Origin of the sequence: Providencia sp. PROV048, from assembly GCF_033688165.1 — a bacterium.
GTDB classification, from domain to species: Bacteria; Pseudomonadota; Gammaproteobacteria; order Enterobacterales; family Enterobacteriaceae; genus Providencia; species Providencia hangzhouensis.
Window position 1 is genome coordinate 3,715,201 of the sequence record NZ_CP096360.1, and the last position, 24,754, is coordinate 3,739,954.

At 42.0% G+C, this 24,754-nt stretch carries 22 protein-coding genes; 14 read left to right on the forward strand and 8 right to left on the reverse strand.

Annotated features, from left to right (window positions below):
- Positions 1–10 precede the first annotated feature (10 nt).
- Positions 11–1,054 carry a tyrosine-protein phosphatase gene (locus tag M1F26_RS16610; RefSeq protein ID WP_140171737.1) on the forward strand — a complete coding sequence of 348 codons (1,044 nt, stop codon included), beginning with the start codon at positions 11–13 and terminating at the stop codon, positions 1,052–1,054.
- Between the two features lie 196 nt (positions 1,055–1,250).
- Here the strand turns inward: M1F26_RS16610 and araD are convergent, their stop codons facing one another.
- Positions 1,251–1,949, reverse strand: coding sequence for an L-ribulose-5-phosphate 4-epimerase (gene araD / locus M1F26_RS16615; RefSeq protein WP_004259191.1), 699 nt, complete (start codon positions 1,947–1,949; stop codon positions 1,251–1,253).
- 455 nt (positions 1,950–2,404) lie between these two features.
- Here araD and M1F26_RS16620 point away from each other — a divergent pair, with 455 nt between their 5' ends.
- The 7 genes from M1F26_RS16620 to M1F26_RS16650 all read left to right on the forward strand — a co-directional run bounded on the left by M1F26_RS16620 (position 2,405) and on the right by M1F26_RS16650 (position 10,492).
- The gene (locus M1F26_RS16620) at positions 2,405–3,217 is read left to right on the forward strand and encodes a DeoR/GlpR family DNA-binding transcription regulator (protein ID WP_140171738.1); all 813 of its coding nucleotides are present in this window, start codon (positions 2,405–2,407) and stop codon (positions 3,215–3,217) included.
- A gap of 211 nt (positions 3,218–3,428) precedes the next feature.
- Complete coding sequence (locus tag M1F26_RS16625; RefSeq protein WP_036958239.1) at positions 3,429–4,421, forward strand: substrate-binding domain-containing protein; 993 nt, start codon at positions 3,429–3,431, stop codon at positions 4,419–4,421.
- Between the two features lie 157 nt (positions 4,422–4,578).
- Positions 4,579–6,096, forward strand: coding sequence for a sugar ABC transporter ATP-binding protein (locus tag M1F26_RS16630; protein WP_140171739.1), 1,518 nt, complete (start codon positions 4,579–4,581; stop codon positions 6,094–6,096).
- On the forward strand, positions 6,089–7,078 hold the full coding sequence (locus M1F26_RS16635) for an ABC transporter permease (RefSeq protein ID WP_140171740.1): 990 nt from the start codon (positions 6,089–6,091) through the stop codon (positions 7,076–7,078). The genes M1F26_RS16630 and M1F26_RS16635 overlap by 8 nt, the downstream gene beginning before the upstream one ends.
- Positions 7,079–7,091: 13 nt before the next feature.
- Positions 7,092–8,126 carry an ABC transporter permease gene (locus tag M1F26_RS16640; protein ID WP_140171741.1) on the forward strand — a complete coding sequence of 345 codons (1,035 nt, stop codon included), beginning with the start codon at positions 7,092–7,094 and terminating at the stop codon, positions 8,124–8,126.
- 18 nt (positions 8,127–8,144) lie between these two features.
- Positions 8,145–9,008 (forward strand): L-ribulose-5-phosphate 3-epimerase, encoded by an 864-nt coding sequence (locus tag M1F26_RS16645; RefSeq protein WP_140171742.1) that lies wholly within the window; start codon positions 8,145–8,147, stop codon positions 9,006–9,008.
- Positions 9,009–9,019: 11 nt separating this feature from the next.
- Positions 9,020–10,492: an FGGY-family carbohydrate kinase gene (locus tag M1F26_RS16650; protein WP_140171743.1), complete on the forward strand. Its 1,473-nt coding sequence runs from the start codon at positions 9,020–9,022 to the stop codon at positions 10,490–10,492.
- Positions 10,493–10,552: 60 nt separating this feature from the next.
- Here M1F26_RS16650 and M1F26_RS16655 read toward each other — a convergent pair whose 3' ends face one another.
- Entirely contained in the window at positions 10,553–11,899 is a 1,347-nt protein-coding gene (locus M1F26_RS16655) for a phosphoethanolamine transferase (RefSeq protein WP_164565560.1), read from the reverse strand.
- A gap of 483 nt (positions 11,900–12,382) precedes the next feature.
- On the opposite strand from M1F26_RS16655, the gene M1F26_RS16660 reads away from it, so the two are divergent.
- From M1F26_RS16660 to M1F26_RS16675, 4 genes are read left to right on the forward strand one after another with little or no spacing between them, the layout of a single operon-like run.
- Positions 12,383–13,132, forward strand: coding sequence for a sugar phosphate isomerase/epimerase family protein (locus tag M1F26_RS16660; RefSeq protein WP_140171745.1), 750 nt, complete (start codon positions 12,383–12,385; stop codon positions 13,130–13,132).
- Positions 13,133–13,153: 21 nt separating this feature from the next.
- Complete coding sequence (locus M1F26_RS16665) at positions 13,154–14,134, forward strand: sugar kinase (protein ID WP_109912670.1); 981 nt, start codon at positions 13,154–13,156, stop codon at positions 14,132–14,134.
- A gap of 13 nt (positions 14,135–14,147) precedes the next feature.
- Positions 14,148–15,428: an MFS transporter gene (locus tag M1F26_RS16670; protein ID WP_140171746.1), complete on the forward strand. Its 1,281-nt coding sequence runs from the start codon at positions 14,148–14,150 to the stop codon at positions 15,426–15,428.
- Between the two features lie 10 nt (positions 15,429–15,438).
- Complete coding sequence (locus tag M1F26_RS16675; RefSeq protein ID WP_140171747.1) at positions 15,439–16,413, forward strand: NAD(P)-dependent oxidoreductase; 975 nt, start codon at positions 15,439–15,441, stop codon at positions 16,411–16,413.
- Between the two features lie 51 nt (positions 16,414–16,464).
- On the opposite strand, the gene M1F26_RS16680 is transcribed toward M1F26_RS16675, so the two are convergent.
- From M1F26_RS16680 to dsdC, 3 genes are all read right to left on the reverse strand, one after another.
- Positions 16,465–16,932 carry a hypothetical protein gene (locus M1F26_RS16680; RefSeq protein WP_140171748.1) on the reverse strand — a complete coding sequence of 156 codons (468 nt, stop codon included), beginning with the start codon at positions 16,930–16,932 and terminating at the stop codon, positions 16,465–16,467.
- A gap of 124 nt (positions 16,933–17,056) precedes the next feature.
- On the reverse strand, positions 17,057–18,097 hold the full coding sequence (locus M1F26_RS16685) for a LacI family DNA-binding transcriptional regulator (RefSeq protein WP_094961590.1): 1,041 nt from the start codon (positions 18,095–18,097) through the stop codon (positions 17,057–17,059).
- 43 nt (positions 18,098–18,140) lie between these two features.
- On the reverse strand, positions 18,141–19,112 hold the full coding sequence (dsdC, locus tag M1F26_RS16690) for a DNA-binding transcriptional regulator DsdC (RefSeq protein WP_164565563.1): 972 nt from the start codon (positions 19,110–19,112) through the stop codon (positions 18,141–18,143).
- A 217-nt stretch (positions 19,113–19,329) separates the two neighbouring features.
- Between dsdC and dsdX the strand changes: the two genes are divergently transcribed.
- Both dsdX and dsdA read left to right on the forward strand, forming a co-directional pair.
- The gene (gene dsdX / locus M1F26_RS16695) at positions 19,330–20,667 is read left to right on the forward strand and encodes a D-serine transporter DsdX (protein WP_318837615.1); all 1,338 of its coding nucleotides are present in this window, start codon (positions 19,330–19,332) and stop codon (positions 20,665–20,667) included.
- A 12-nt stretch (positions 20,668–20,679) separates the two neighbouring features.
- Positions 20,680–22,014: a D-serine ammonia-lyase gene (gene dsdA / locus M1F26_RS16700; protein WP_140171751.1), complete on the forward strand. Its 1,335-nt coding sequence runs from the start codon at positions 20,680–20,682 to the stop codon at positions 22,012–22,014.
- Between the two features lie 69 nt (positions 22,015–22,083).
- Here the strand turns inward: dsdA and M1F26_RS16705 are convergent, their stop codons facing one another.
- The 3 genes from M1F26_RS16705 to M1F26_RS16715 are packed head-to-tail and all read right to left on the reverse strand — an operon-like array spanning position 22,084 to position 24,754.
- Complete coding sequence (locus tag M1F26_RS16705) at positions 22,084–23,145, reverse strand: osmoprotectant NAGGN system M42 family peptidase (RefSeq protein WP_036958059.1); 1,062 nt, start codon at positions 23,143–23,145, stop codon at positions 22,084–22,086.
- Between the two features lie 4 nt (positions 23,146–23,149).
- On the reverse strand, positions 23,150–23,920 hold the full coding sequence (locus M1F26_RS16710; RefSeq protein ID WP_318837616.1) for a FadR/GntR family transcriptional regulator: 771 nt from the start codon (positions 23,918–23,920) through the stop codon (positions 23,150–23,152).
- A 30-nt stretch (positions 23,921–23,950) separates the two neighbouring features.
- The gene (locus M1F26_RS16715) at positions 23,951–24,754 is read right to left on the reverse strand and encodes an ABC transporter ATP-binding protein (RefSeq protein WP_140171752.1); all 804 of its coding nucleotides are present in this window, start codon (positions 24,752–24,754) and stop codon (positions 23,951–23,953) included.

The window sequence follows — 24,754 nt, forward strand, 5'->3', positions numbered from 1 at the left end:
AGGGAAATATATGGAAATCGAAGTCAACAGAGTGAGTGAATCAACACTCGAAATAAAGTTTAGTGAAATTCCATCCTCTCCTCTAGCATTATATTGGACGGATAGACCTGATACTCAAGTTTATCCTGAGAATTTCATTACAGATAAATTAGAGAATACCATTACAGTTCAAGACCCATTAAATGCTAAACAACGTATCTATTTTATTTTACAAAATGCCAACGAACGTAGATTATTCGCTGAAAGAACATTGCCTATTGAGGGATTAAATAACTTCCGTGATTTTGGGGGTTATACCACAACAGACGGAAAACAGGTGAAATGGGGAATGTTATATCGCTCTAACCATCTGTTTAATCTAAATGAACAAGCAGTAAATTACATCTCCCATTTAGGGATAAACAGTATTATCGATTACCGTACTCAAAATGAAATTAACAAATCTCCTAATTGCCATGTTGGTGAAAAGAAAACGTATCATCTCGATGCTACGGCTCAAACAGCTGAATTAGCAGCACAATTTGCCGCATCACCGGATAATGAAGACAAAGCATTAATCGAAAGTGTTATCCAACATATTCCTAAAGAGATGATTAACGGCGATGGGTTACAAATATTGGAGCAATATCGCCAATTTGTAGTAAGTGATAAGTCAAAAGCTGCCTTCAAACAAATGATCGAAGTTTTACTCGATAGCCACAATGCCCCAAATATTCAGCATTGCCGAGGAGGAAAAGACCGAACGGGTTATGGTGCACTACTTGTACTTGCTATGCTAGGTGTTCCAAAAAAAGCCATCGTTGACGACTATATGCTTACTCATTTTAACCGGCTTGAACGTAACGAAATTAAAATGGCGGGATATCGAAAAATAACCCAAGACCAAAATGTACTGGATTATTTACTCTCACTAATTGATACTCAAGAATCATTTATTTTAGAAGTCTTTAATACAATGGAGGAAATATCTGGCTCTGTTGAAAGGTATATTAAAGATGAACTTAAATTCACAGATAATGATATTAAGCAACTTAGAGAGATATACTTAGTTTAAATAAGTTTAATTATCTTATAAACAACCACAGGTTTAATCAAATAAACCCGAGAAATTCCTTTATTTAAAATAACAGTAAAATAGCCACATAAAATATTCATTGTGGCTATTTTATTGACGAAAAAATCCGTTATTGATCATAGAATCAATAATTACTCTCGTTCGCCAATTCTATTTAATTAAATTTTTAGCTACTTTATTTTTGCCCGTAATATGCATTTTTACCGTGCTTACGTAAATAGTGTTTATCTAATAATACTTGTTGCATTGAACCTACTTGTGAACTTAATTGACGGGTAAATAAATTCATATAGGCAATTTCTTCTAACACTACGGCGTTATGCACTGCGTTATCGGGGCTTGTCCCCCAAGCAAATGGGCCATGGCTATTCACTAATACGGCAGGAATATCTTTTGCTGACAGGCCTTTTTCCTTAAAGGTTTCAATGATCACATGGCCCGTTTCTCTTTCATAATCCCCTTCAATCTCACTTTCTGTCATTTTACGGGTACAAGGAATTTCACCGTAGAAGTAATCGGCATGGGTTGTCCCTAAGGCGCTCAATGGCTGCCCCGCTTGAGCCCATATCGTGGCGTGACGAGAGTGAGTATGAACAATACCGCCAATTTCAGGGAATGCTTTGTACAGAGCCAAATGCGTGTCGGTATCTGAAGACGGTCGATATTTCCCTTCGACTACTTCTCCACTTTCTAACGATACCACCACCATGTCTTCTGCTTTCATGGTTTCATAGTCAACGCCAGAAGGTTTTATCACCATTAGCCCAGCTTCGCGGTCAATACCACTCACATTTCCCCAAGTAAATGTCACTAGGTTATGTTTGGGTAAGGCAAGGTTCGCTTCAAAAACCTGTTGTTTCAATTGTTCTAACATAACAACTCCCTAGCTTGCTTAAATATGCTTTAATATCAACAACAAAAATTTATTATGGTGATGTTTTTTGTGTGTTGATAACCTTTATCTGGCTATTAAGGTAAACAGATTTAGGCCATTTAAAAAGCACCTCACTTTACAAATTCGTAACAAAATCGCCCAAGTCGGTCTTATTCGGGCATATTCAGTCAAATAAAGTCATAATACAGATGTGGTTAAATGACCGAGTTAGCCCAATATTTTTTGTTTATTAAGAGAAAAGCAAAAAAACACCGCAAATATAGTGATTCAAATCTAATTATTATGTAACAAGCCACATTAGCACTCTTAAAATCAAGATCAAAATCACTTTAGCAGGCTTTGTTTTTTTCAAAAACAGATTACTTGAATCCAATCACGACAAAAAAAAAGCAACACGGGCAGAATAAATATCGTGGAAAGAATAGGAGTTAAATATGTTACAAGCCGAACGCCATAAATTAATTTGTTCTCATATTTCGCAGAATGGTTCGGCGTTAGTACGTGATTTAGCTCAATTGTGTCTCGTTTCTCAAGAAACTATCCGTCGCGATTTAACAGCCCTTGAGCGGGAAAATAAAATCATCCGTAGCTTCGGGGGCGCGGTAGCCATCGACCAAGAAGAGATGTCGATGGTGAATGTTATGCCTTCTTCGGTCAAACTCAGTCAAATGGTTGATGGTGCAGAGTCTTTTCGTAAAAGAACCGAAGAACACCCTGATGCCAAAATGAAGATTTCGAAGGCTGCACTAAAATTAATTCAGCCTGGTGACTGTATTATGTTAGATAACAGTAGTACTTGCTGGTTTCTAGCCCGGCAAATACCTGATATCGACATTACAGTAGTGACAAACTCGGTCAAGATTATCCAAGCCTTGGCCTGCCGTGACCGAGTGCGCGTTATTGGTATTGGTGGGGAATATTCAGAACGCCATGATGATTTTCATGGCCCAATTGCAGAAAGTATTATCCGTAGCTTTCAGATAAAAACCTTATTTCTTTCATGCCAAGGGTTCAATATCGAAAATGGTATTCGCGATGGCAGTGAAATAAACTCAAAATTAAAAAATATTATGTTACAGGTTTCTGAAAATAAAGTTTTGCTCGCGGATAATAGTAAATTAGGAAAGTATGCATTTAGTCAGGTTTGTACATTTGATGATATTGACGTATTAATTACAAACAAACTAAATGATAATAATTTTCAAAAACAATTCTCTAATCTTAAAATTATCGAGTGTGACAAGTAATTTATAAAAATAAAAATTATATAGCTGTAATGTAAGTAAAAATAATAAGTTCCATTTTATTTTCTGTATTAAATAAGTGCAGGGATATTATTTACCCATAATTCCTTAGCACTTAATTATAGGCATATCTAAATATAAGAAGTTCATTATTTCTAAATAATGGAATTTCTTGATTTAGTATCCATCTACACTAAGGAATACAACTATGAACATGAAGAAGCTAGTTTTACCTTGTTTAATGAGCGTTGCACTATTTTCAAATGTCGCGATGGCTGAATCACAAAAAGCACAAAAGCCCTTTACCATGGGTGTCGTCGTTAAAGTCGGTGGTATTCCTTGGTTTAATGTTATGGAACAAGGTATTACTGAAGAAGGCAAAAAACTCGGTGTAAATGCCTTCCAAGTTGGCCCAACAACGGCTGACCCAGCGGAACAAGTTCGTGCTATCGAAGATTTAATCGCGAAAAAAGTGGATGTCATTGGCGTTGTCCCTAACGACGCTAAAGTGCTTGAGCCTGTATTAAAACGTGCCCAAGACGCTGGAATTAAAGTTATTACCCACGAATCACCAAATCAAAAAAATGCAGATTGGGACTTTGAATTACTTGATACCCAAAGCATGGGTGCTAACCATATGAGAGACATGGCGGCCTGTATGGGTGAAGAAGGCAAATACGCCATGTTTGTGGGAAGCCTGACAGTACCATTAGTGAACGAATGGGCCGACGCTGCAATTGCTTACCAGAAAGCGAACTACCCGAAAATGCAAATGGTCGATGACCGCTTTGGTGTTGCCGAATCCGTTGATGACTCAATGCGTACAGCTAATGATTTGTTATCTAAGCACAAAGACTTAAAAGGTATCATGTCATTTGGTTCACAAGGCCCTATCGGTGCAGGCCGAGCCATTGATAAACGCCGTAAAAATGATGAAACCTGTGTATTCGGGACATTCACACCTGGCCAAGGCATCAAATTACTGGAAAAAGGCGCAATTGATGGCGGCTATATTTCGAATCCAAAAGTCGCAGGACAAGTATTTGTACAGGTGGCGACTGCCATGATGAATGGTGAAGAAATTAAAGATGGCGTGTCTATTGGTGATATGGGTGAAATCAAAGTCAGTGGCAACACGATTTTGAGTGACAACCCCGTTAATTTGAATATTGAAAATACGAAAAAATTGGTCGAAGTCGGTCTGTAATTTCACCTTGTCAAAATAATGTTCAAAACAAAAATACAATATTTATCAAGATATTAATTTTAATGTTCTTTGAGTTCGAGTCGCCTGCACTAACGCAGCGGCTCGAACTCATCACGAACAAGCCAACACCAATTTATTTGCAGTAGGAATTGTACTTATGACAAGCACCTCAAAAGCTGACAAATCCGATCCACTCATTACCTTGCGCGACCTTTCCAAAAGCTTCGGTGGTCACCGTGCATTACGCAATATCGATTTGACGCTCAACAAAGGTGAAGTGCACTGTTTAGCGGGCACCAATGGGTGTGGGAAAAGCACATTAATTAAAACCATCAGTGGTGTCTATGCCCCTGATGACGGTAGCAAAATTGAAATTGATGGAAAAAGTTATCACCGGTTGACACCAGATAAAGCGCGTGAATTAGGCGTACAAGTTATCTACCAAGATTTGTCGTTATTTCCAAATTTAACCGTTGCCGAAAATATCGCCTTTGAGCTAAACCTCAAAGGCTATTTTGGCTGGTTTCGCAAAAAACAACTGCGCGAGAAAGCGTTAGAAATCCTCAATGAGCTGGCTTTTACCATTGACCCTGATACACCGGTACAATTCTTACCCATTGCTCAACGCCAACAAGTTGCTATCTGCCGCGCCCTAGTTGCTGATGCACGTCTGGTCATTATGGATGAACCAACGGCTTCATTGACCCGTACAGAAGTCAACCAACTACTCTCAACGGTTAATTACCTAAAAGATAAGGGTATTACTGTTGTTTTCGTAAGTCACCGACTAGAAGAAGTGAAAGAGATTTCTGACCGCATCACGGTGATCCGCGATGGCCAAAAAATTGGGACTTGGCCTGCTGAAGGCTTAACTACCCGCAAAATTACTGAGTTAATGACTGGCTTAGACATTGTCCATGAACGCAAGCCACCCAATAATGCGGAAGACCGACGCACAGTACTTGAGCTAAAAAACCTCAGTCGGACTGGGCAATATAGTGATATCAACTTAAATTTAAAACGCGGCGAAGTATTAGGTTTATGTGGTTTGCTTGGCTCAGGCCGCACCGAATTAGCGCTATCGTTGTTTGGCATTACCCGTCCAGACAGCGGCGAATTATTCATTGAAGGCAAGCCTGTTAAGTTAAAAAATAATACCGACGCTATTAAGCGTGGCATTGGTTATGTATCTGAAGACCGCCTGACTTTAGGCGCTATCTTACAGCAATCCATCGCAGACAATATGGTGATTTCGATTCTTGATCGACTCAAAACACCTTGGCATTTAATCGATGAAAAACAGTGCCAAGAAATCGTACAAGAGTGGATAGCCGACTTAGATATTAAAGTCACCGACCCAAATAACGCCCTTTCAACACTTTCAGGCGGTAACCAGCAAAAAGTGGTACTTGCCAAATGGATTTTAACTCGCCCTAAAGTACTGATTTTAGATTCGCCAACCGTTGGTGTTGATATCGGTGCAAAAGACAGTATTTACAAGCTGATTCACCGTTTATCAGGTGTCGGTATCTCCATTTTATTAATTACCGATGAAGCCTCCGAAGCTTATTACAATTGCGACAGAATTTTACATATGAAACAAGGCGCTATCGTCAAAGAAATTGTGACAGATTCCATCAATGAGCAACAATTGGAGGAAATCATCAATGGCTAATTGGCAAAAGTTACGACCACAATCTGTCGAAGGTTGGCTGACTTGGGTCATTCTTATCATGGTGGTGTTCTTCACATTGATGAGCCCACAATTTCTGACTATTCAAAATTTACTCGACCTCAGTGAAAGCTATGCGGTGACGGGGATTTTCGCCTTAGGATTATTTGTGGTTCTCGTCACTGGGGGTATTGATATTTCGTTTGCTGCAGTGGCTTCCGTAGTGCAATACGTGATTGCCACTTGGTTATTGCAAGGTTTTATTGCAAGCCCTGCCGTTAGTATCACATTGGCGATTATCATCGGTATCGCTTTTGGCTTAATTAACGCCATTTTGATTTACTCGCTGAATGTTGTGTCAATTATCATCACCATCAGTATGCAATCACTGCTGTTTGGAATGCTGATGTGGTTAACCAACGGTCACAGTATTTATGACTTGCCAGATTGGTGGGTTGACCCTGTGACTATCCTGCCTTTTGAAGTGGATGGCGAATATTACCAAGTTGGCTTGCCGTTAATTGTAATGCTAGGCATTGCCTTCTTAACGTGGATTTTAATGAATAAAACCCACATCGGTCGTCAGTTATACGCTGTTGGCGGCAGCCAAGAATCTGCATCTCGTATTGGTATCCGTGTTTCAGTGATTTACCTGTTTGCTTACGGCTACCTTGGCGCGATGGCAGCGATTGGCGGTATGTTGCAAACCTACCGAATGAGTGAAGTGGTACCGAATGCCCTTGTGGGAGGAGAACTGGATGTGCTTGCCGCTGCTGTATTGGGTGGAGCCAGTTTATCCGGTGGCAGAGGCTCGGTGATAGGTACATTAATGGGCGTTTTCCTGATTGGTATCTTGAAAAACGGCCTTAACCTGATTGGTGTTTCAAACTACTTCGTCAATATCGTCATCGGGATGGTCATTCTCATTGCGATTTGTATTACCCACTACAAAAAACGTAAAGAGACGGACGTAGGTTTTGTTTAACAGGAATATCACCATGAAAAAAAATCTTTTTTTTAAAATTGATGGCTCTGTTATCGGACTGCTTTCAATCTTTGTTTTGGCTGTCGCTGCGTTTAGTATCGCCATGCCAGGGCACTTTTTTACCCAAAATACCTTTTTAAGTATCACGTTTCAGTTACCTGAGTTGGGCTTACTCACCTTTGCCATGTTTGTTCCTATGTTAAGTGGCGGGTTGAACCTTGCCATTATTAGCACTGCTAACTTAACGGGGCTCTTTATGGCTTGGGTGTTTATCAATTACCTCCCAGTGGATGCCAGTACTGGCACACAGCTAATGTGGTTGGTCTTCGCATTAATCGGCGCAACCGTGATTGCGGTCATTATTGGTAGCTTAACGGGACTGATGATCTCCCACATCGGGGCACACCCTATTCTAGTCACTCTCGGCACCATGACGATTATCAGCGGTATTGGTGTTTACCTCACCAAAGGAGCGGCACTGAGTGGCATGCCGCCCATTGTTCGTGCCATTGGTTCCGATACCGTGCTTGGGGTGCCAATCGCGATGATTATTTTCATCGTTACCGCAATTCTCTTAGCGCTTTTTCTAGGCTGTACTCGACTAGGTAAAAATATCTATATGAGTGGCAGTAATATCAATGCAACGTGGTTCAGCGGTATTCGTACCGACCGTGTCATGATTGCGATATACACCATTTCTAGTCTGTTATGTGTGTTAGCTGGGCTCATCATGATGGCTCGCTTTAACTCTGCACGTATGGGCTACGGAGATTCCTATTTACTGCTCACCATTCTTGCCATCGTATTAGGTGGAACTAACCCATTTGGGGGGGTTGGTAAGGTTAGCCGAGTGTTCTGTGCCTTATTGGTTTTACAGGTCATTGCGACAGGTTTAAGCCTGCTTGGTGTAAGCCTGCACTTTAACCTCGCAGTTTGGGGGATCACGCTCATCTTGGCACTAGCATTCAAGTTCTTCAAAGAAAAATGGAGTGCTAAACGTGCGATGAACCGCAACCAACGCCTTAATAAAGCATCGACACAAAGTTAATTTTTCAAGGGGAAAACCATGCGCAAGCATCCAATTGGTATTTATGAAAAAGCATTACCGAAAAACAGCAGTTGGTTAGAAAAATTAGTTATCGCAAAATCTGCAGGTTATGATTTTGTGGAGATGTCAGTAGATGAAACTGACGAACGTCTAGCTCGGTTAGACTGGAGCACCGCTGAACGTCTGGAAGTGGTTAGAGCCATTCAAGAAACAGGTATTCGCATTCCAAGTATGTGTTTATCGGGCCATCGCCGCTTTCCTTTCGGTAGCCATGATGAAGCCACCCGTATGATGGCCTATACCTTAATGGAAAAAGCCATTAAGCTCGCTCAAGACTTAGGTATTCGTACTATACAGCTTGCGGGTTATGACGTTTACTATGAAGAGCAAGATGCCGAAACGATTGCTAATTTCGAAAAAGGCATGCAATGGGTCAGTGAAATTGCAGCCGCTTCTCAAGTGATGTGTGCAGTGGAAATCATGGATACGCCTTTTATGAATTCCATTAGCAAATGGCAAACGCTTTCCGATAAGATTCGCTCACCTTGGTTCAGTGTGTATCCTGATGTCGGTAACTTAACCGCGTGGGGTAATGATGTCGAAAAAGAATTCACCCAAGGAATTGAACACGTCGCAGCGATTCACTTAAAAGATACGTATGCAGTGACCGAAACCTGCAAAGGCCAATTTCGTGATGTGCCTTTCGGCGAAGGCTGCGTAGATTTTGTTAATTTATTCAAATTATTAAAACGTTTAAATTACCGCGGTTCCTTCCTGATTGAAATGTGGACAGAAAAAGCCGATGAGCCGCTGATTGAAATTATCAAAGCCCGTCATTGGATGGAAGACAAAATGCAACAAGCAGGCTGGTACAACGCCTAAAGGAGCCGATAATGAATGCATTTTTTATGGGTGTTGACCTTGGTGGTACCGTCATTAAAGCGGGTATCTACACCGCAGAAGGCCAAGAAATTACCGTTGCTGAACATTCTTTTCCCACTGAGAGTCCACTAGCAGGTTTTAGTGAACGCAATATGGAGATGCTGTGGGAAGCGGCTTGCAGTGTGATTCGCCAAGCGATTCAAAATAGCCAACTCAGTCCCGCCCAAATTTCCGGTGTCAGCTTTTCTTCTCACGGCAAAGGGCTGTACTTACTCAATAGCCAAGGAAAACCGGTTAGGAATGGGATTGTGTCATCTGATTCACGCGCTCAATCTATTGTTGATGAATGGCACCAAGACGGCACCGAGGATAAAGCTTATCCATTGAGTTTACAGCAATTATGGGCTTCTCATCCTGTGGCGCTGCTACGTTGGTTAAAACAACACGAGCCCGATAATTATCGCGATACTCAACATGTTTTGATGGTCCACGATTACATTCGCTACCGTCTAACCGACCAAATTGCCTGCGAAGAAACCAATATTTCTGGCAGCCAATTATTTAACCAAACCCTGTCGAGTTATGACCCTAAATTATGCCAACTATTTGGTATTGATGAGGCAAATGACAAACTAGCACCGGTGATTAATTCGGCTCAACTTGCAGGAACGGTAACCCACAAAGCCGCTGCTGAGTCTGGACTTGTAGAAGGAACCCCTGTATTTGGTGGCTTCTTTGACGTGGTGGGTGCAGCGTTGGCGTCAGGGGTGAGCCAAAAAGATAAACTCAGCGCCGTAGCCGGAACTTGGACCATTTCAACCCGTGTCTTCGATGAAATTGTGCCTTCAGATTACCCATACGTATGGAGTAAATACTGTATTCCAGGTACCTATTTTGTCCACGAAGGCAGCCCGACTTCCGCCAGTAACCTCGCGTGGTTCACTCGTCACTTCTTCAATCAACGTTTGCAAGATTATAACGTACTGAATCACTGTGTGGCTGAAGGGGCAACACGGCCAAATGATATTCTGTTTTTTCCTTGGCTGTACGGTTCTAACTACCACAGTAATTTGCATGGTGGTCTACTCGGTTTGAGCTCACACCATACGGATGCTGATATTGTTTATGCTATCTATCAAGGAATTGTGTTTTCACATTTGCTACATCAAGACCGTATTGTTGGCCTTGATAACACAACAGAATCTATTCGTTTCACGGGTGGCCCAACACAGTCACCACTGTGGATGCAAATGTTCTGTGATGCCAGTAACTTGCCGTTAGATGTCGTCAATGTACAGCAATCAGGTTGCCAAGCCGCTGCACTTTGTGCCGCAGTCGGAACAGGTTACTATTCAGGTTTTGATGTCGCTATTGCGGCAAGCACACCCAAAATCACGACTTACCAACCAAACGCCGTTGGGTATCAACAGTTACGTGATAAATTTGCCCGCTTTAAAGCAGTTGCAGATGCATTGAGTCAATAACTTGTTGAATAAAAATAAAGGCAGAACTGATAGCTCGGTTCTGCCTTATTTTTTGACATATTAATTGTCAGCGACAACTTTGGTATTAACTGTGGCTGGTGATAATACGGTATCCTGCGGCAAGCTATCGTACTTCACAAACTCGTCCCGTGGGAAAACAAAGACATCGATATCTTTTTCAGGTGTGATAGTCTCCGCCACGATACTTTTCGCTGGGGAGGTTAGGTTAGTTTCTACTCCTAACCACGACGCGAAGTAATCAAATAAATTCCACTCACTTAACATTTCATCGCGAAATTCACGTTTAGTATCATCCGAATTGATGACTACTAATGGGACTTGATATGCCCCTTTCACGAGTTGACCATGGCGTAAGTATAGATTTCCGTCTTTGATATACCCTTTATACTCTGCTTCCAGTGCTTTTACGTGCTGCTTATTGGCTTTGACTAGCCCTTGCCCATGGTCAGAAAAATATAAAATGGAGAACGGGTAATCCCCATTTTTATTATTTTCTTGCAAGATACTATAAATATCGCCAATAAAATCATCACTCAGTTTAATCGCTGAAACATAACAGTTCGCTATACTTCCCCAGCCAGTATCAAATTGCTCAGGGTTAATGTTGTAATTATTTTTAACGAGTTCGCAAGCTCCTTTCGGCCAACCATCATGGTGAGGCCCCCACATATGAACAAAAATGACTTTTTCTTTCTCTGACGGGTTATTTAACGCAGCTTTAAAGGCAGGTAACATTTTAAAATCATTGGTGAGTTTATTCACACTGTCATCAACGACAAACTTTTCTTGCACGAAAAGGTTTTCAAAACCAGGCTTGCTGTCTCTAACCGGTAAAAAATAATTCGCCTTTAGAAAATAATTTGTAAAGCCAATTTCATCATCACCAAAACTGCCATTATTACCGATATAATAAGTTTCATAACCCGCTTTGTTGGCTAAATCAACAACTGAATTATTATTGTAATACGGCTTTTCATGGTGCTGTGTGATCGTCTTTAAATCATTTTTCGCTAAAGCTCGCGTTAAGGTCGGTACCGTATTGGATGCCGCACTAATAAAATTATTGAAAAAACGCCCATTTACCGATGAAAGAAATGGTGTATTTTCTAATGGATAACCATAAGTATTCATATAATTTTTATTGGTACTTTCACCAATAATGACGACTTTTATCTTATATTTATCATCATTTTTTTTAGTAATTTGAATATCACTAGCCGTATTCACGCCATAGCAAATATCTGCATTGCTTTTTGCTGCTTGAATTAACTCAGGTGTACAGGCTTTTTTATAGACGCCGGCACTTTCATTGGTATTTGCTTGAGCCCATGAAACGCTAGCTAACAGAAGCACACTATAAAGTGCGGTTAATTTCATTACTTTCATACTCAGAGCCTCATCTTCGTAACTTATTATATTTATGAGTTGCTGTGGTGTAGCCAGGGTAGAGTTTGTGAAATAATGTAGCATTGCACTAAAATTTCACACCTTAATTAATATATTGAAATATTATTTCATTAAAAGACGAAGAAGACGAAATTGAGATACAACTAACAATAAGTAATTATGAAGAATCACGCATTTACTAGGCATATTTTCATGCTAGCTGTATATCAAGAAAGATAAAAAATTAGTAATCAACTAGTTATATACCATAAATTCATTTATCAGAATGAATAATAAGCGTTACACCCATTACATATAGAGTTGTGATAAAGATCTGCAATTAAACATTAATCGCCATTTGATTAGTGATACAGCTCTAATTTTGCTCTTTCCTAACTAGAAAGCATTATGGAACCGGTTCCATAATACATTATTCGCAATGACAAATGGGCAAAATACCCTTTAATCAGACAGAGGAAAGTCATGAGCAAACACATTATTGTTGTCACTGCGGCCTATGGGGCGCAAACCGTAAAACAATTAGGCGGCCAACAAGCCTTATTCGAAATGATTCAAAACAGCCATGCAGATGGCGTGGAGATCCGCCAAGAGCTTTTGCTGCCGAATGATAGCCTGACGGATATTGCTGATAAGCTACAAGCAAGGCAACTAAAAGCTGTCTATTCAATTCCTGATACCCTATTTCAACAACGAGCTCCTATCGCAATCACCAAATTACAAGGCTATTTCGAAGATGCCAAACAACTCAATGCACGCTTTTTAAAACTATCACTTGGTGAGCTACCTGAGTGCTATGACTTATCCGAAGTTATTGGTGTCACCAATCAATACACCACCCAATTAGTGATTGAGAACGACCAAACAGAAGCCGGTGGTCATATTGCGCCTCTTGAACGCTTTTTTGCTGATGTCAAAACCCAGAATATGCCCATAAAAATGGCGTTTGATATGGCGAACTGGCATTGGCATCAGGAAGATCCGCTAAAAGCTGCACATATTTTTTCCCCTCAAGTCGCTTACATTCACGTTAAAGCCTGCCAATTACGTGACAATAAACGTGTTGCAGTGGCACTTGATGACAGCGATGGCACTTGGAAAGAAGTGCTAAACGCCCTACCGAATGACGCTCCTTGTGGTATCGAGTTTCCACTCGAAGGCGATGATTTACATGCAGTCACTGAACACTATGTTTCTCTGTTAAAGACTTTCTAGGTTAGAGGGAGAGTTAATTTAATGAAAAATCAATTAGATGTAGTTACTCTTGGCGAAGCCATGATGATGTTCGTCGCCACGCAAACAGGAAAATTGCATGAGGTCGAAAACTTTGTTCGCCGTGCTGCAGGAGCAGAGCTCAACGTTGCTGTTGGCCTTTCACGCCTTGGGTTAAGAACAGGATGGATAAGCCGCTTAGGTAATGACTCTTTCGGGCGTTTTATCCAAGCCACATTAGATAATGAACATGTGGATACTCAATGTGTTACGGTAGACTCTCATTACCCAACAGGCTTTCAACTTAAATCTAAAGCTGAAAATGGAACCGATCCCATCGTGGAGTATTTCCGTCAAGGCTCTGCGGCAAGCCATTTAGATTTAACCGATTTTAATGAAAATTATTTCTTATCCGCACGCCATTTGCATTTAAGTGGTGTGGCAGCCGCGCTTTCACCCACCAGCTACCAACTGTCACTGTATGCCGCGAAATGGATGCGAAATGCAGGTAAAACACTATCATTTGACCCAAACTTGCGCCCTTCTCTATGGAAGAGTGAAACAGAAATGGTGAAACAGCTCAACCAACTCGCGTTTCAAGCTAATTGGGTTTTACCTGGCTTAAAAGAAGGCAAAATTCTGACAGGCTTCGACCAACCCGAGTCTATTGCTGATTTTTATCTCGCTCACGGTGTTGAAGCCGTTGTGATTAAAACCGGAGAACACGGCGCATATTATAAAACAGCGGATAACCAGCAGGGCATATCTCCTGCCGTTCATGTTAAACACGTCATTGATACCGTTGGAGCTGGCGATGGCTTTGCCGTTGGCGTCATTAGCGCCTTACTTGAAGGCTTAACATTACCGCAAGCTGTTGCAAGAGGTAATTTTGTTGGAGCAAGAGCCATTCAAGTTATAGGTGATAGTGAAGGTTTACCAACCCAAGCGCAACTGCAGCATGAAATGGCATTACTCTACGCAGCCACCACTAAAGCGGTATGTTAAAAGGAAATCGATTATGACAATGAATACTCCAGCAATGTCACGTTGGTGGCGCATCATGCCAATCGTGTTTATCACCTATAGCCTTGCTTATTTGGATAGAGCAAACTACAGCTTTGCCGCCGCTGCAGGTATCAACGCTGACTTAGGCATTACCAAAGGGATGTCGTCACTACTCGGCTCATTATTTTTCCTTGGCTATTTCTTTTTCCAAATACCAGGCGCTATCTACGCGGAAAAGCGCAGTGTCCGCAAACTGATTTTTGCCTGTATTTTTCTCTGGGGAATGTTTGCCAGCTTAACGGGAATGGTCAGTAATATCCCAATGCTAGTGATTATTCGCTTTAGTTTGGGTGTCGTTGAAGCCGCCGTGATGCCAGCGATGCTCATCTATATCAGTAACTGGTTCACTCAATCAGAACGCTCACGCGCCAATACCTTTTTAATTTTAGGTAACCCAGTCACGGTGTTGTGGATGTCCGTGCTATCCGGTTATCTCATTCAAGCGTTCGGTTGGCGTGAAATGTTTATCATTGAAGGGGTTCCAGCGATTTTGTGGGCTTTTTTCTGGTGGAGAACAGCACGTGATAAACCAAGCCAAGTGAATTGGCTAAGCCAGACTGAAAAAGAGGCATTAGATAAAATTCTCAGTGACGAACAGAAAAACATCAAACCTGTCCGTAACTACCGTGAAGCTTTTAAATCACGTAACGTGATTTTACTGTGCGCCCAGTATTTTTGCTGGAGCATCGGTGTGTATGGCTTCGTACTGTGGCTGCCATCTATTATTCGTGGAGCATCTAACCTTGGGATGGTAGAAACAGGCTGGCTTTCTGCCGTTCCTTACCTTGCGGCAACCTTAGCGATGATCCTCGTATCATGGGCATCTGACCGTATGCATAACCGCAAACTATTCGTTTGGCCAATGCTTTTACTCGGTGCGATTTGCTTCCTCGGTTCGTACTTACTCGGTAGCACGAATTTTTGGTTCTCTTATACCTTATTAGTGATTGCGGGTGCAGCAATGTACGCCCCATATGGGCCCTTCTTCGCTATCATTCCTGAAATGTTGCCAAAGAACGTTGCAGGTGGTGCAATGGCATTAATCAATAGTATGGGCGCATTAGGTTCATTCTTTGGTTCATGGTTTGTTGGCTATTTAAATGGAGCAACAGGTAGCCCAAGTGCTTCGTATATGTTTATGGGACTCGCATTATTAGCCTCGGTTTTCTTTACCTTGATAGTCAAACCAAACCAAGAACAAAACAGTGATGTTGTCATCACGAAGCATGCTTAAAAGGGATACTATGAAACAGAATATTATTTTATATAAATCCATTCCTACGGATCAACTTGAACGGCTACAGCAACACTTTAATGTTACTGTATTTGATAGCGTTACACCTGAAAATCTCGCTAGCTTTAAACAAGCGTTATCCCGCGCTGACGGCATTATCGGGGCCAGCTATCCTATCACGGCAGATGACATTGCCAATGCTCCGAATTTGAAAGCGGCATCGACCATTTCCGTTGGTGTCGATCAATTTGATATTGATGCAATGAATGCTAGAAAGATTGCATTAATGCATACACCTAATGTATTAACCGAAACCACCGCCGATACCATTTTTACGTTAGTGCTTTGCAGTGCACGCCGCATTATCGAAATGGCTGAGATGGTCAAAAATGGCCAATGGACTCAAAGTATTGGTGAAGATGCATATGGCAGTAATGTGAATGGGAAAACTATCGGTATTTTAGGCATGGGCCGCATTGGCTATGCCGTTGCCAAACGCGCTTATTTAGGCTTCGGGATGCCAGTTCTCTATTACAATAACCATATCCACCCCGATGCAGAAACCCAACTTAAGGCACGTCGTTGTGACCTCGATACGTTGCTGGCAGAATCGGATTTTGTCTGTGTCGTGCTGCCATTATCAGCGTCAACCGAAAAGTTGATCGGTAAAAATGAGTTGGCAAAAATGAAACCCAGTGCATTTTTGATCAACGGTTCAAGAGGCCGTATCGTCGATGAAGCCGCCCTGATCGATGCATTAGAAAGTGGCACAATTCGCGGGGCGGGTTTAGATGTGTTTGAGGTGGAGCCGCTTCCAAGCAACTCTAAGCTACTCACGCTGCCAAATGTGGTTGCTCTGCCGCACATCGGTTCTGCCACCCATGAAACCCGTTATGCTATGGTCGAATGTGCCGTTGATAACCTAATAGCGGCTTTAAAGGGTGACCTAAGCCAAAACTGTGTTAACCCTGAAACAGCAAAATAACTCAGAACCTAAAGAACCCTAATTTGTTAGGGTTCTTTGCCTATTTACCCATCAATGCGCATGAGCGCGTCCCGGGCGAGCAACATTGCTTCGTTCACACTCGGTCAAAAATTGGATAGAATTCAGTTTACTGGTTGATGGTGCTAAATAATATAATCCAACGGTTTTTTGACTGGGTGAGTAAATCTCCAACATGCCATTGACATCAGAATAATAATCACCTTTATTTATCACGATGTTAAAATCTTTTATTTTCTCAACGCGTCGCTGCTCTGTACTCTTCACTAGCGGATAACTCATATACTCATAGCCAACAAAATCAACAATATTGACCTGACCATTATTGAAAAAGACTTGTACCTTACTTGCCCCTGTTGGAAAGGTAAATTTGCCGTTACGTTCTAATGTGATGTGATTATAACTTTGGTCTACTTGGCAGGTATACTCTTTGACCTGACTTCTGGTGCTACAACCCGCTAAAACAAGGCTAGCTAGCAATAATATCCCTATCTTTTTCATATGTTCCCTATGCTCTCAAAATGGTTATAATTTAGTCTAAACACCAGTATACATGTAATAAACCTTAAGCTAAATTGGTAAATGGTAACCAAATTTTAAGAACCGAATAACTTAGCCCCAAAGACTACAATGTCGTCGATTTTCGGATCAGCAATTCCCCATTAAATAAATATTGCATTGGTGGCTTATCTGGGTTTTCAAGTTTTTCCAATAAGCACTCCACCGCTTTATGCCCCATTTCCGCTGTCGGTTGAGACACTGAGGTTACCCCTTGCCCAGCCAATGCCGCCCATTCGAGGTTATCGAAACTCAAAAAGCCAATATCCGTTCCCCAACGTAACCCTTGTTTATTCATGACATACGCCAGCTGCAAGGTCAGTACGCCATTAGCGGCAACAATCACTTTGCGCATACCACGATGTGCAGTACAAAAATCGGCAACAATGGCCTCTAATTTTGCAGGGTCAGGCAAGGTCACTTCATGAAATTCGCTTTGGATATGTTGATGGCTCTGCGATAACGCTTGAAAGGTCTGTAAGCGCTCTTGGCGTGCGCTGTTATACACAATGGGCTCAGTCACGAAGCAAATCGCTTCAAACCCTTGTTCAATCAGATGATTAAAGGCCATTTGTGCAGAAGCGGGGTTATCTAGCCCCACCATGTCACTGGGAAAATTGTCGATTTTTCTATCTAACAAGACGAAAGGTAGGGTGGTTTCTTTCAGCACTTCAATGAATTGTTCGTTAACACCCGCTGAATTTATGATAAGCCCATCAACGCGGTAACCTTTTAGCAATTGAATAAATTGGCATTCACGCTCAATGCTGTTATCTGCATTGCAAACCACGGTCATGAAACCTTGTTTGATTGACTCGGCTTCTACCCCTTTTAATACTTCAACAGAGAATGGATTACCAATATCGGCAATAATCAAGCCAATCAAGCCTGTCCGCCCATGTTTCAAGCTGCGCGCCATTTGGTTTGGGCGATAGTTTAATTCACGAATGGCGCTTTCAATGCGTTGACGTAAATTATCAGAAAGCAAATGAAATTCACCATTCAAATAACGTGAGATACTGGTTTTCCCTGCCTGAGCTTTGGCAGCGACATCTTTGATCGTGGCAACTTTTTGCGTTTTCGGGGCCATAGCTTCAGGTTTTTCCATTCTCTAGAAACATCACCAAGAGGTTATCTTACTCGAATAAGCATCATTTTACTTGTGGTATTGCGTTAACTTGCTGTTTTAACCATTGAATAAAAATATCCGCCTTCGGGTTTCGTTTATCATTTAGCATCGCAAAATAGTGGCGCTGTTGGCACTTCAGCGAAATATCACCAAATGGCATTACCAGTTCTTGGCGCTTTAAGCGTTTTTCAACTAATTGTTTACGTCCCATCGCCACACCGGCATGGTTCATTGCGGCAACAATCGCTAAATCAGAGCGATCAAAGCATAGGTTTCGGCGATGAGGAAACAAGGTTAATTGGTAATGTTCACTCCACGCCTTCCATTCATCATAATCAGAGTTACTGCTCCAAGCTTGTCTATCATGTAGCAAAGTACAATTTTTCAATTGATGAATATTATTAAGCAAATCATGTTGTTTAGCATATTGCGGACTACAGACCGGAACAATTGACTCTGACATTAAATCTTCACAATATAAATTGGGCCGAGTAATATCATCATAATAAATAGCAATATCAATGCCATAGCCACGAAAGTTAACGTCATCGTTGCCCGTTAATAGATTTAACTGAATTGAGGGATATTGGTTAGCAAAATCCGCAATTTTGGGAATTAACCAACACTGGGCGATGGATGGTCGTGAATACACCGTAAGTTCACCCGAGATTTCTTGGTTCTTGATATCAATAATTTCTTGGTTAATATCATCCAAATTTTTGCGTAGTGCCCAATAAATTCGCTCACCATCAATCGTCAGCTCAATACGCCGATGAAAACGCTCAAATAATTTAAAACCTAACTCCCCTTCTAACGTATTAATTCGGTGGCTAACTGCACTGGGTGTTAATGCCAGCTCCTCTGCCGCTAATGCAAAAGAGCTATGCCGTGCTGCTGCTTCAAAGGTATGTAGGCGCGATAGCTGATAACTTGATAGCCGTTTATTCCATTGAATAAATCCAGATTGCTCAAATTGATTGAAATTTTCTGACATCAACGCCTCCAATAAAAACAACGATACTCAATGATTTCTACAATACCCTTTTTAAGATGAATTTAGATGACCCAAAGACGCTATCCTCCGTTTTATATGACTAATATCACACCTTTGAGTTAATTTGATTCATCTAAAGCTCGTGTTTCATCGTTTGTCACCACTGAATATTTATTATCCAATAGAAAAACAATAACAAGATGATCAGAGGTAGGATATGGACTCTACAATGTGGATGATTGGTACTTTAGTTATCAGTATTTTACTAATCATCGTTTCAATTATTAAATTTAAGTTTCATCCCTTTTTAGCACTTTTACTCGCCAGCTTCTTTGTTGGTATCTCCATGCAAATGAATTCATTGGAGATGGTCAACGCTATCGAAAATGGCATTGGGGGTACACTTGGTTTCTTAGCTGCCATTATCGGGCTAGGAACTATTCTTGGAAAAATGATGGAAATCTCCGGGGCAGCAGAGCGAATTGGAGTGACATTACAAAAAAGCCGTTGGTTGACTCCCGATGTCACCATGGTACTCATTGGGTTAATCTGCGGTATCACCCTGTTTGTTGAGGTCGGTGTGGTGTTACTGATCCCACTCGTATTTTCCATTGCCAAAAGAACCAATACTTCATTATTAAAGTTAGCGATCCCATTGTGTACTGCGCTGATGGCCGTCCATTGCATCGTACCGCCACACCCTGCAGCTCTATTTGTCACAAATGAATTAGGTGCTGATATTGGTACGGTGATTGTTGCAGGGCTAGCCGTAGGCCTAGTCGCGTCATTAGTCGGCGGGCCACTGTTCCTCAAATTCTTAGGTAATCGCTTACCGTTTAAAACCGTGCCAGAAGCGTTCTCAGATCTTGAGGTACGTGAAGAAAAAGACTTACCTTCTTTAGGTGCCACACTGTTCACGGTGTTATTGCCAATTGCCCTCATGTTAATCAAGACAGCCGCTGACTTGAACATGAGCAAAGATAGCCAGTTATTTACCTTCTTACAGTTTATTGGTAACCCAATAACCGCTATGTTTATTGCTGCTTTTGTCGCTTATTACATGTTAGGGATAAGACGTAACATGGGTATGAGCGTATTACTCAGCAAAACCGAAGAGAGTTTTAGCTCAATCGCTAATATTTTATTGATTATCGGTGCGGGCGGGGCATTTAACGGTATCTTAAAAGGCAGTGGACTGAGCGATTCCTTAGCGATGGTGTTATCTGGTATTGATATGCACCCAATTTTACTGGCTTGGCTAGTCGCCATTATTCTTCATGCCGCTGTCGGTTCTGCCACCGTTGCGATGATGGGTGCAACGGCGATTGTGGCTCCGCTAATGCCAATGTACCCACACATTAGCCCAGAAATCATGACATTAGCCATTGGCTCAGGCGCAATTGGCTGCACTATCGTCACTGATTCATTGTTCTGGTTAGTCAAACAGTACTGTAATGCGACTTTAGCCGAAACATTCCGTTTTTATAGTGTCGCCACGTTGATTGCGTCTTTCGTCGCGCTGGCCGGGACTTTTGCACTTTCATTTGTGATTTAAAAGAGAGTAATTATGACTCAGATAAATGTTGATAAGTTAATTGCTGACTACCCTTTAGTTCAGGACTTAATCGATTTAAAGCAAATTGCGTGGTTCAACCCAAAGGTCACGACGACCCAAGCGGGTTTGCCTTATGTCGGGCTAACCATTGAAGATGTTCAAGATGCAGAAGCGCGCTTAACCCGCTTTGCGCCTTATTTGATGAAAGCGTTTCCAGAAACTCAAGCGACACAAGGGATTATTGAATCTGAAGTTATCGATATTCCCAACATGCAGGCCGCGCTGGAAAAACGGTATCAAACGCCAATAACAGGGAAAATGTTACTGAAAAAAGATAGCCACCTGCCAATTTCAGGGTCAATCAAAGCCCGCGGTGGCATCTATGAGGTTTTAACCCATGCAGAAAAATTGGCTTTAGAAGCTGGTTTATTATCAACAGATGATAATTACAAAATTTTATTCTCAGAACAATTTCGTCAATTCTTTAGCCAATACCGCATCGCGGTGGGCTCAACCGGTAACCTTGGCATGTCCATCGGTATTATGAGCGCTAAACTTGGCTTTAGCGTCAGCGTGCATATGTCCGCAGATGCCAGACAATGGAAAAAAGACAAATTGCGTTCACATGGTGTGAATGTTGTGGAATATGAGCAAGATTACAGCATCGCCGTTGAACAAGGCCGTAAAGAAGCAGAAAAAGACCCAAACTGCTTTTTTATTGATGATGAAAACTCCACAACCCTATTTCTTGGCTATGCCGTCGCAGGCCTTCGCCTAAAAAAACAATTTGTAGAACAAGGGATTACAGTGGATAACGACCACCCGCTATTTGTCTATTTACCTTGTGGTGTTGGTGGTGGCCCCGGTGGCGTTGCTTTCGGGTTAAAACTCGCCTTTGGGGATGCCGCCCATTGCTTATTTGCAGAACCAACGCATTCACCTTGCATGTTGTTAGGAGTACATACCGGGTTACATGATGGCGTGTCAGTTCAAGAGATTGGTATCGATAATATCACTGCCGCTGATGGCCTTGCCGTTGGCCGCGCATCCGGTTTTGTGGGGCGCGCGATGGAGCGGTTGATTGATGGTTATTACACTATCGATGATAGCGAAATGTATAACCTGTTAGGCTTACTCAACCAGACCGAATCTATTAAATTAGAGCCTTCGGCCTTGGCGGGTATGACTGGCTGTGTGCATGTCACGCAAAACACAGATTATTTGCAATCCAAATCACTCACGCCTAAGCAACTGGCCAACGCAACACATCTGGTATGGGCAACAGGTGGCGGTATGGTACCCGCAGATGAGATGCAAAAATATTTATCACAAGCCAATCTAAGTTAACAATTAACATGTTCAAAGCCCTCCTCACGTTAAATGATATGAGGGCTTTTTACCATCAGCCGCAAATTATTAGTTTTGCAATGATTGCCCCGGTAATGGGACTAAATCACTTTCAATATAGCGTCTCACTAAAGTCGCGAGCGCGACTAATGAGTCCAAATGAGTCCTTTCCCAACCGTGGGAGCTATCTAGTGCGAAACATGCTAAAGCCGCACGAATATCCCATCCTGCATCAATTGCTGCAGCACTATCCGAACGATAGTGTTTAAACGTATCGCGGACGTGAGGAATGTCATACTGCTGGCATAATTGTAATAAATGCCGCGTAATTGCTAAATCAAACGGGCCGGTTCTATCGCGAAAAGCTAAAGTGAGTGCGTCATCCCGTGTAGTTTGGTCAGGGGCAGAAACAGAGTTATCAATCGCTAATAATTCTTGAACCTGCGGACCAAAACCGTGGGTGCCTCCGATACCGACCTCTTCTGAAATCGTGAACATCATTTGGCAAGATACCGCTGGCACAATACCGTCATCCACCAGTGATTTTAATGCGGCTAACATCACTGCACATCCGGCTTTATCATCCAAATGACGCGATACAATAAAACCGTTATCAATGAATTCGGGTTGAGCATCCACTGCAACAATATCACCGACGTTTAAGCCATGGGATTGCAAATCAGCAAAGTTATAACAGGGGGCATCAAGGCGAATTTCTAAATTATCCCAATCGGCTACTTGGGTATCTACCTCAGTATTAAAACGGTGCCCTGAGGCTTTTAATGGCAAAATTGTCCCACGATATTGGTGATCATCACTAAATACTGTCACCCTTGCACCTTCCGCAAAACGGGCTGCCCATGTGCCTGTATTACGCAGTGCCAAACGCCCATTCGGTTTGAGTTGTGTCACCATCGCCCCTAATGTATCAAGGTGTGCGGCCAATGCACGTTTAGGTTCTTCAGAACCGAGTGTGATATAGAGCACCCCGCGGCGTGTGTATTTTGGTGTAAACCCCAACTCCGACAACCATTGGTGAGTTTGCGCAACGGCTTGTTCAGTCATCCCTACAGGGCTAGGTGTGCATAATAATGTTTTTAATACAGAGGTCAGATATACTTTATCTATCATTATATTACCTATCTTCACTTAAGAAACGTTCTTGTAATGTGGCTTGTAGCGCTAACATGGCTTGTTCTGCATAAGCCATATGTGCTTCCATTACCGATTGAACTTTAGCGGCATTTTTACGGCGTAAAGCCTCGATTAATTGATATTGGTATTCGATGCCTTGACGCCTGTCGACAGGCTCAGGTTTTAAATAAATGTCCTGACAAACGGCTAAGTCTTTGAGTAAGCGTTGTAAAAAATGGCAGATAAACACTAATAAAACGTTATCGGAATAGCTGGCGACCACCGCATGAAAATCCAGTTCTGCCATTCGTTGCTGCCAGCGTTCATTTTCATCTACGGGCTCATGGTCATAAATGGCGATGGTATCGTACAGCTTTTGAATTCCTGCGTTATCGATATTATCAATGGCACTGACTGCTACCACCGGTTCTAATAATTTACGTAACGTATAAATATCCTTGATTGATATATCCCGCGTAAATAAATAGTTCGATAACAAACTCATCGCTCGCGCTTCAGTCATTGAATCAATAAACGCGCCACCACCAGGCCCAGTTTTTGTTTTAATTAACCCTTGAACTTCCAATGACTTTAATGCTTCTCTCACAGTGCTTTTGCTAGCGTTATAATGTTCAATTAACTCTTTTTCTTGTGGCAAACGGTCACCGGGTATGAGGTTATTGGCCATAATGGTTTCTTTTATCGCATTGACGATTTCATCAGTACGTTTAATACGCACTGACTCTATCGTCATTGGCTTATTGGTGCTCATATTAGCTTCTCAACTGGTTTAAATAAGTTTCTAATCGACTGAATCAACACGAATTCGTGGGGCACTTGCCAATAAATTTCGCGTATATTCATGCTCCGGTGCGGCAAATAAGCTGCGGGTATCTCGACATTCTAGCAAATCCCCTAAATAGAGTACGGCAACTCTATCTGCAATCGACTCCACTACCGCCAAATCATGGCTAATAAATAAATACGATAATGAAAACTGTTGTTTAAGTTGTTCTAATAACAATAAAACTTGCGCTTGTACCGAAACATCCAGCGCACTAACGGGTTCATCAAGTACCAATATTCGTGCATCCGCAGCTAATGCTCTCGCAATCGCTAACCGCTGTGCCTGCCCTCCTGAAAACTCATGAGGATAGCAAGCTAAAGCGTCGATTGGCATATTGACGGCTTCGAGTAATTCCGCCAAACGCTTCGCTCTTTGTGATGTGTTCATGTGCTTTAAGTATTTCAATGGAACCGTTAATGTCTCGCCTATCGTTTTACGGGGGTTCAAAGATGCAACCGGGTCTTGAAAAACGTACTGAATGGCTTGCCCAAATGAACGTGAACCATGTTGCAGCCATTCGGCACGAGTTTGCCCTAATACCGTGATTTCCCCCGAGGTTTCACGCTCCAACCCAACTAAAATACGCGCTAAGGTACTTTTTCCAGAGCCACTCTCCCCTACAACAGCAAGGGTTTCACCTTTATAGAGCGATAATGAAATATTTTTTAGTGCGTGAACTTGGCGTCCACGAGGGTGAAATAGGCTTCTTGGCTGCCCAAAGGTTTTCACCAACTGATTAACTTCAATCACTTTTTTCAT

Coding starts and splice junctions, on each gene's coding strand:
- M1F26_RS16610 (WP_140171737.1), top strand. CDS start 11: ATGGAAATCGAAGTCAACAGAGTGAGTGAATCAACACTCGAAATAAAG.
- araD (WP_004259191.1), bottom strand. CDS start 1,949: ATGTTAGAACAATTGAAACAACAGGTTTTTGAAGCGAACCTTGCCTTA.
- M1F26_RS16620 (WP_140171738.1), top strand. CDS start 2,405: ATGTTACAAGCCGAACGCCATAAATTAATTTGTTCTCATATTTCGCAG.
- M1F26_RS16625 (WP_036958239.1), top strand. CDS start 3,429: ATGAAGAAGCTAGTTTTACCTTGTTTAATGAGCGTTGCACTATTTTCA.
- M1F26_RS16630 (WP_140171739.1), top strand. CDS start 4,579: ATGACAAGCACCTCAAAAGCTGACAAATCCGATCCACTCATTACCTTG.
- M1F26_RS16635 (WP_140171740.1), top strand. CDS start 6,089: ATGGCTAATTGGCAAAAGTTACGACCACAATCTGTCGAAGGTTGGCTG.
- M1F26_RS16640 (WP_140171741.1), top strand. CDS start 7,092: ATGAAAAAAAATCTTTTTTTTAAAATTGATGGCTCTGTTATCGGACTG.
- M1F26_RS16645 (WP_140171742.1), top strand. CDS start 8,145: ATGCGCAAGCATCCAATTGGTATTTATGAAAAAGCATTACCGAAAAAC.
- M1F26_RS16650 (WP_140171743.1), top strand. CDS start 9,020: ATGAATGCATTTTTTATGGGTGTTGACCTTGGTGGTACCGTCATTAAA.
- M1F26_RS16655 (WP_164565560.1), bottom strand. CDS start 11,899: ATGAAAGTAATGAAATTAACCGCACTTTATAGTGTGCTTCTGTTAGCT.
- M1F26_RS16660 (WP_140171745.1), top strand. CDS start 12,383: ATGAGCAAACACATTATTGTTGTCACTGCGGCCTATGGGGCGCAAACC.
- M1F26_RS16665 (WP_109912670.1), top strand. CDS start 13,154: ATGAAAAATCAATTAGATGTAGTTACTCTTGGCGAAGCCATGATGATG.
- M1F26_RS16670 (WP_140171746.1), top strand. CDS start 14,148: ATGACAATGAATACTCCAGCAATGTCACGTTGGTGGCGCATCATGCCA.
- M1F26_RS16675 (WP_140171747.1), top strand. CDS start 15,439: ATGAAACAGAATATTATTTTATATAAATCCATTCCTACGGATCAACTT.
- M1F26_RS16680 (WP_140171748.1), bottom strand. CDS start 16,932: ATGAAAAAGATAGGGATATTATTGCTAGCTAGCCTTGTTTTAGCGGGT.
- M1F26_RS16685 (WP_094961590.1), bottom strand. CDS start 18,097: ATGGAAAAACCTGAAGCTATGGCCCCGAAAACGCAAAAAGTTGCCACG.
- dsdC (WP_164565563.1), bottom strand. CDS start 19,112: ATGTCAGAAAATTTCAATCAATTTGAGCAATCTGGATTTATTCAATGG.
- dsdX (WP_318837615.1), top strand. CDS start 19,330: ATGGACTCTACAATGTGGATGATTGGTACTTTAGTTATCAGTATTTTA.
- dsdA (WP_140171751.1), top strand. CDS start 20,680: ATGACTCAGATAAATGTTGATAAGTTAATTGCTGACTACCCTTTAGTT.
- M1F26_RS16705 (WP_036958059.1), bottom strand. CDS start 23,145: ATGATAGATAAAGTATATCTGACCTCTGTATTAAAAACATTATTATGC.
- M1F26_RS16710 (WP_318837616.1), bottom strand. CDS start 23,920: ATGAGCACCAATAAGCCAATGACGATAGAGTCAGTGCGTATTAAACGT.
- M1F26_RS16715 (WP_140171752.1), bottom strand. CDS start 24,754: ATGAAAAAAGTGATTGAAGTTAATCAGTTGGTGAAAACCTTTGGGCAG.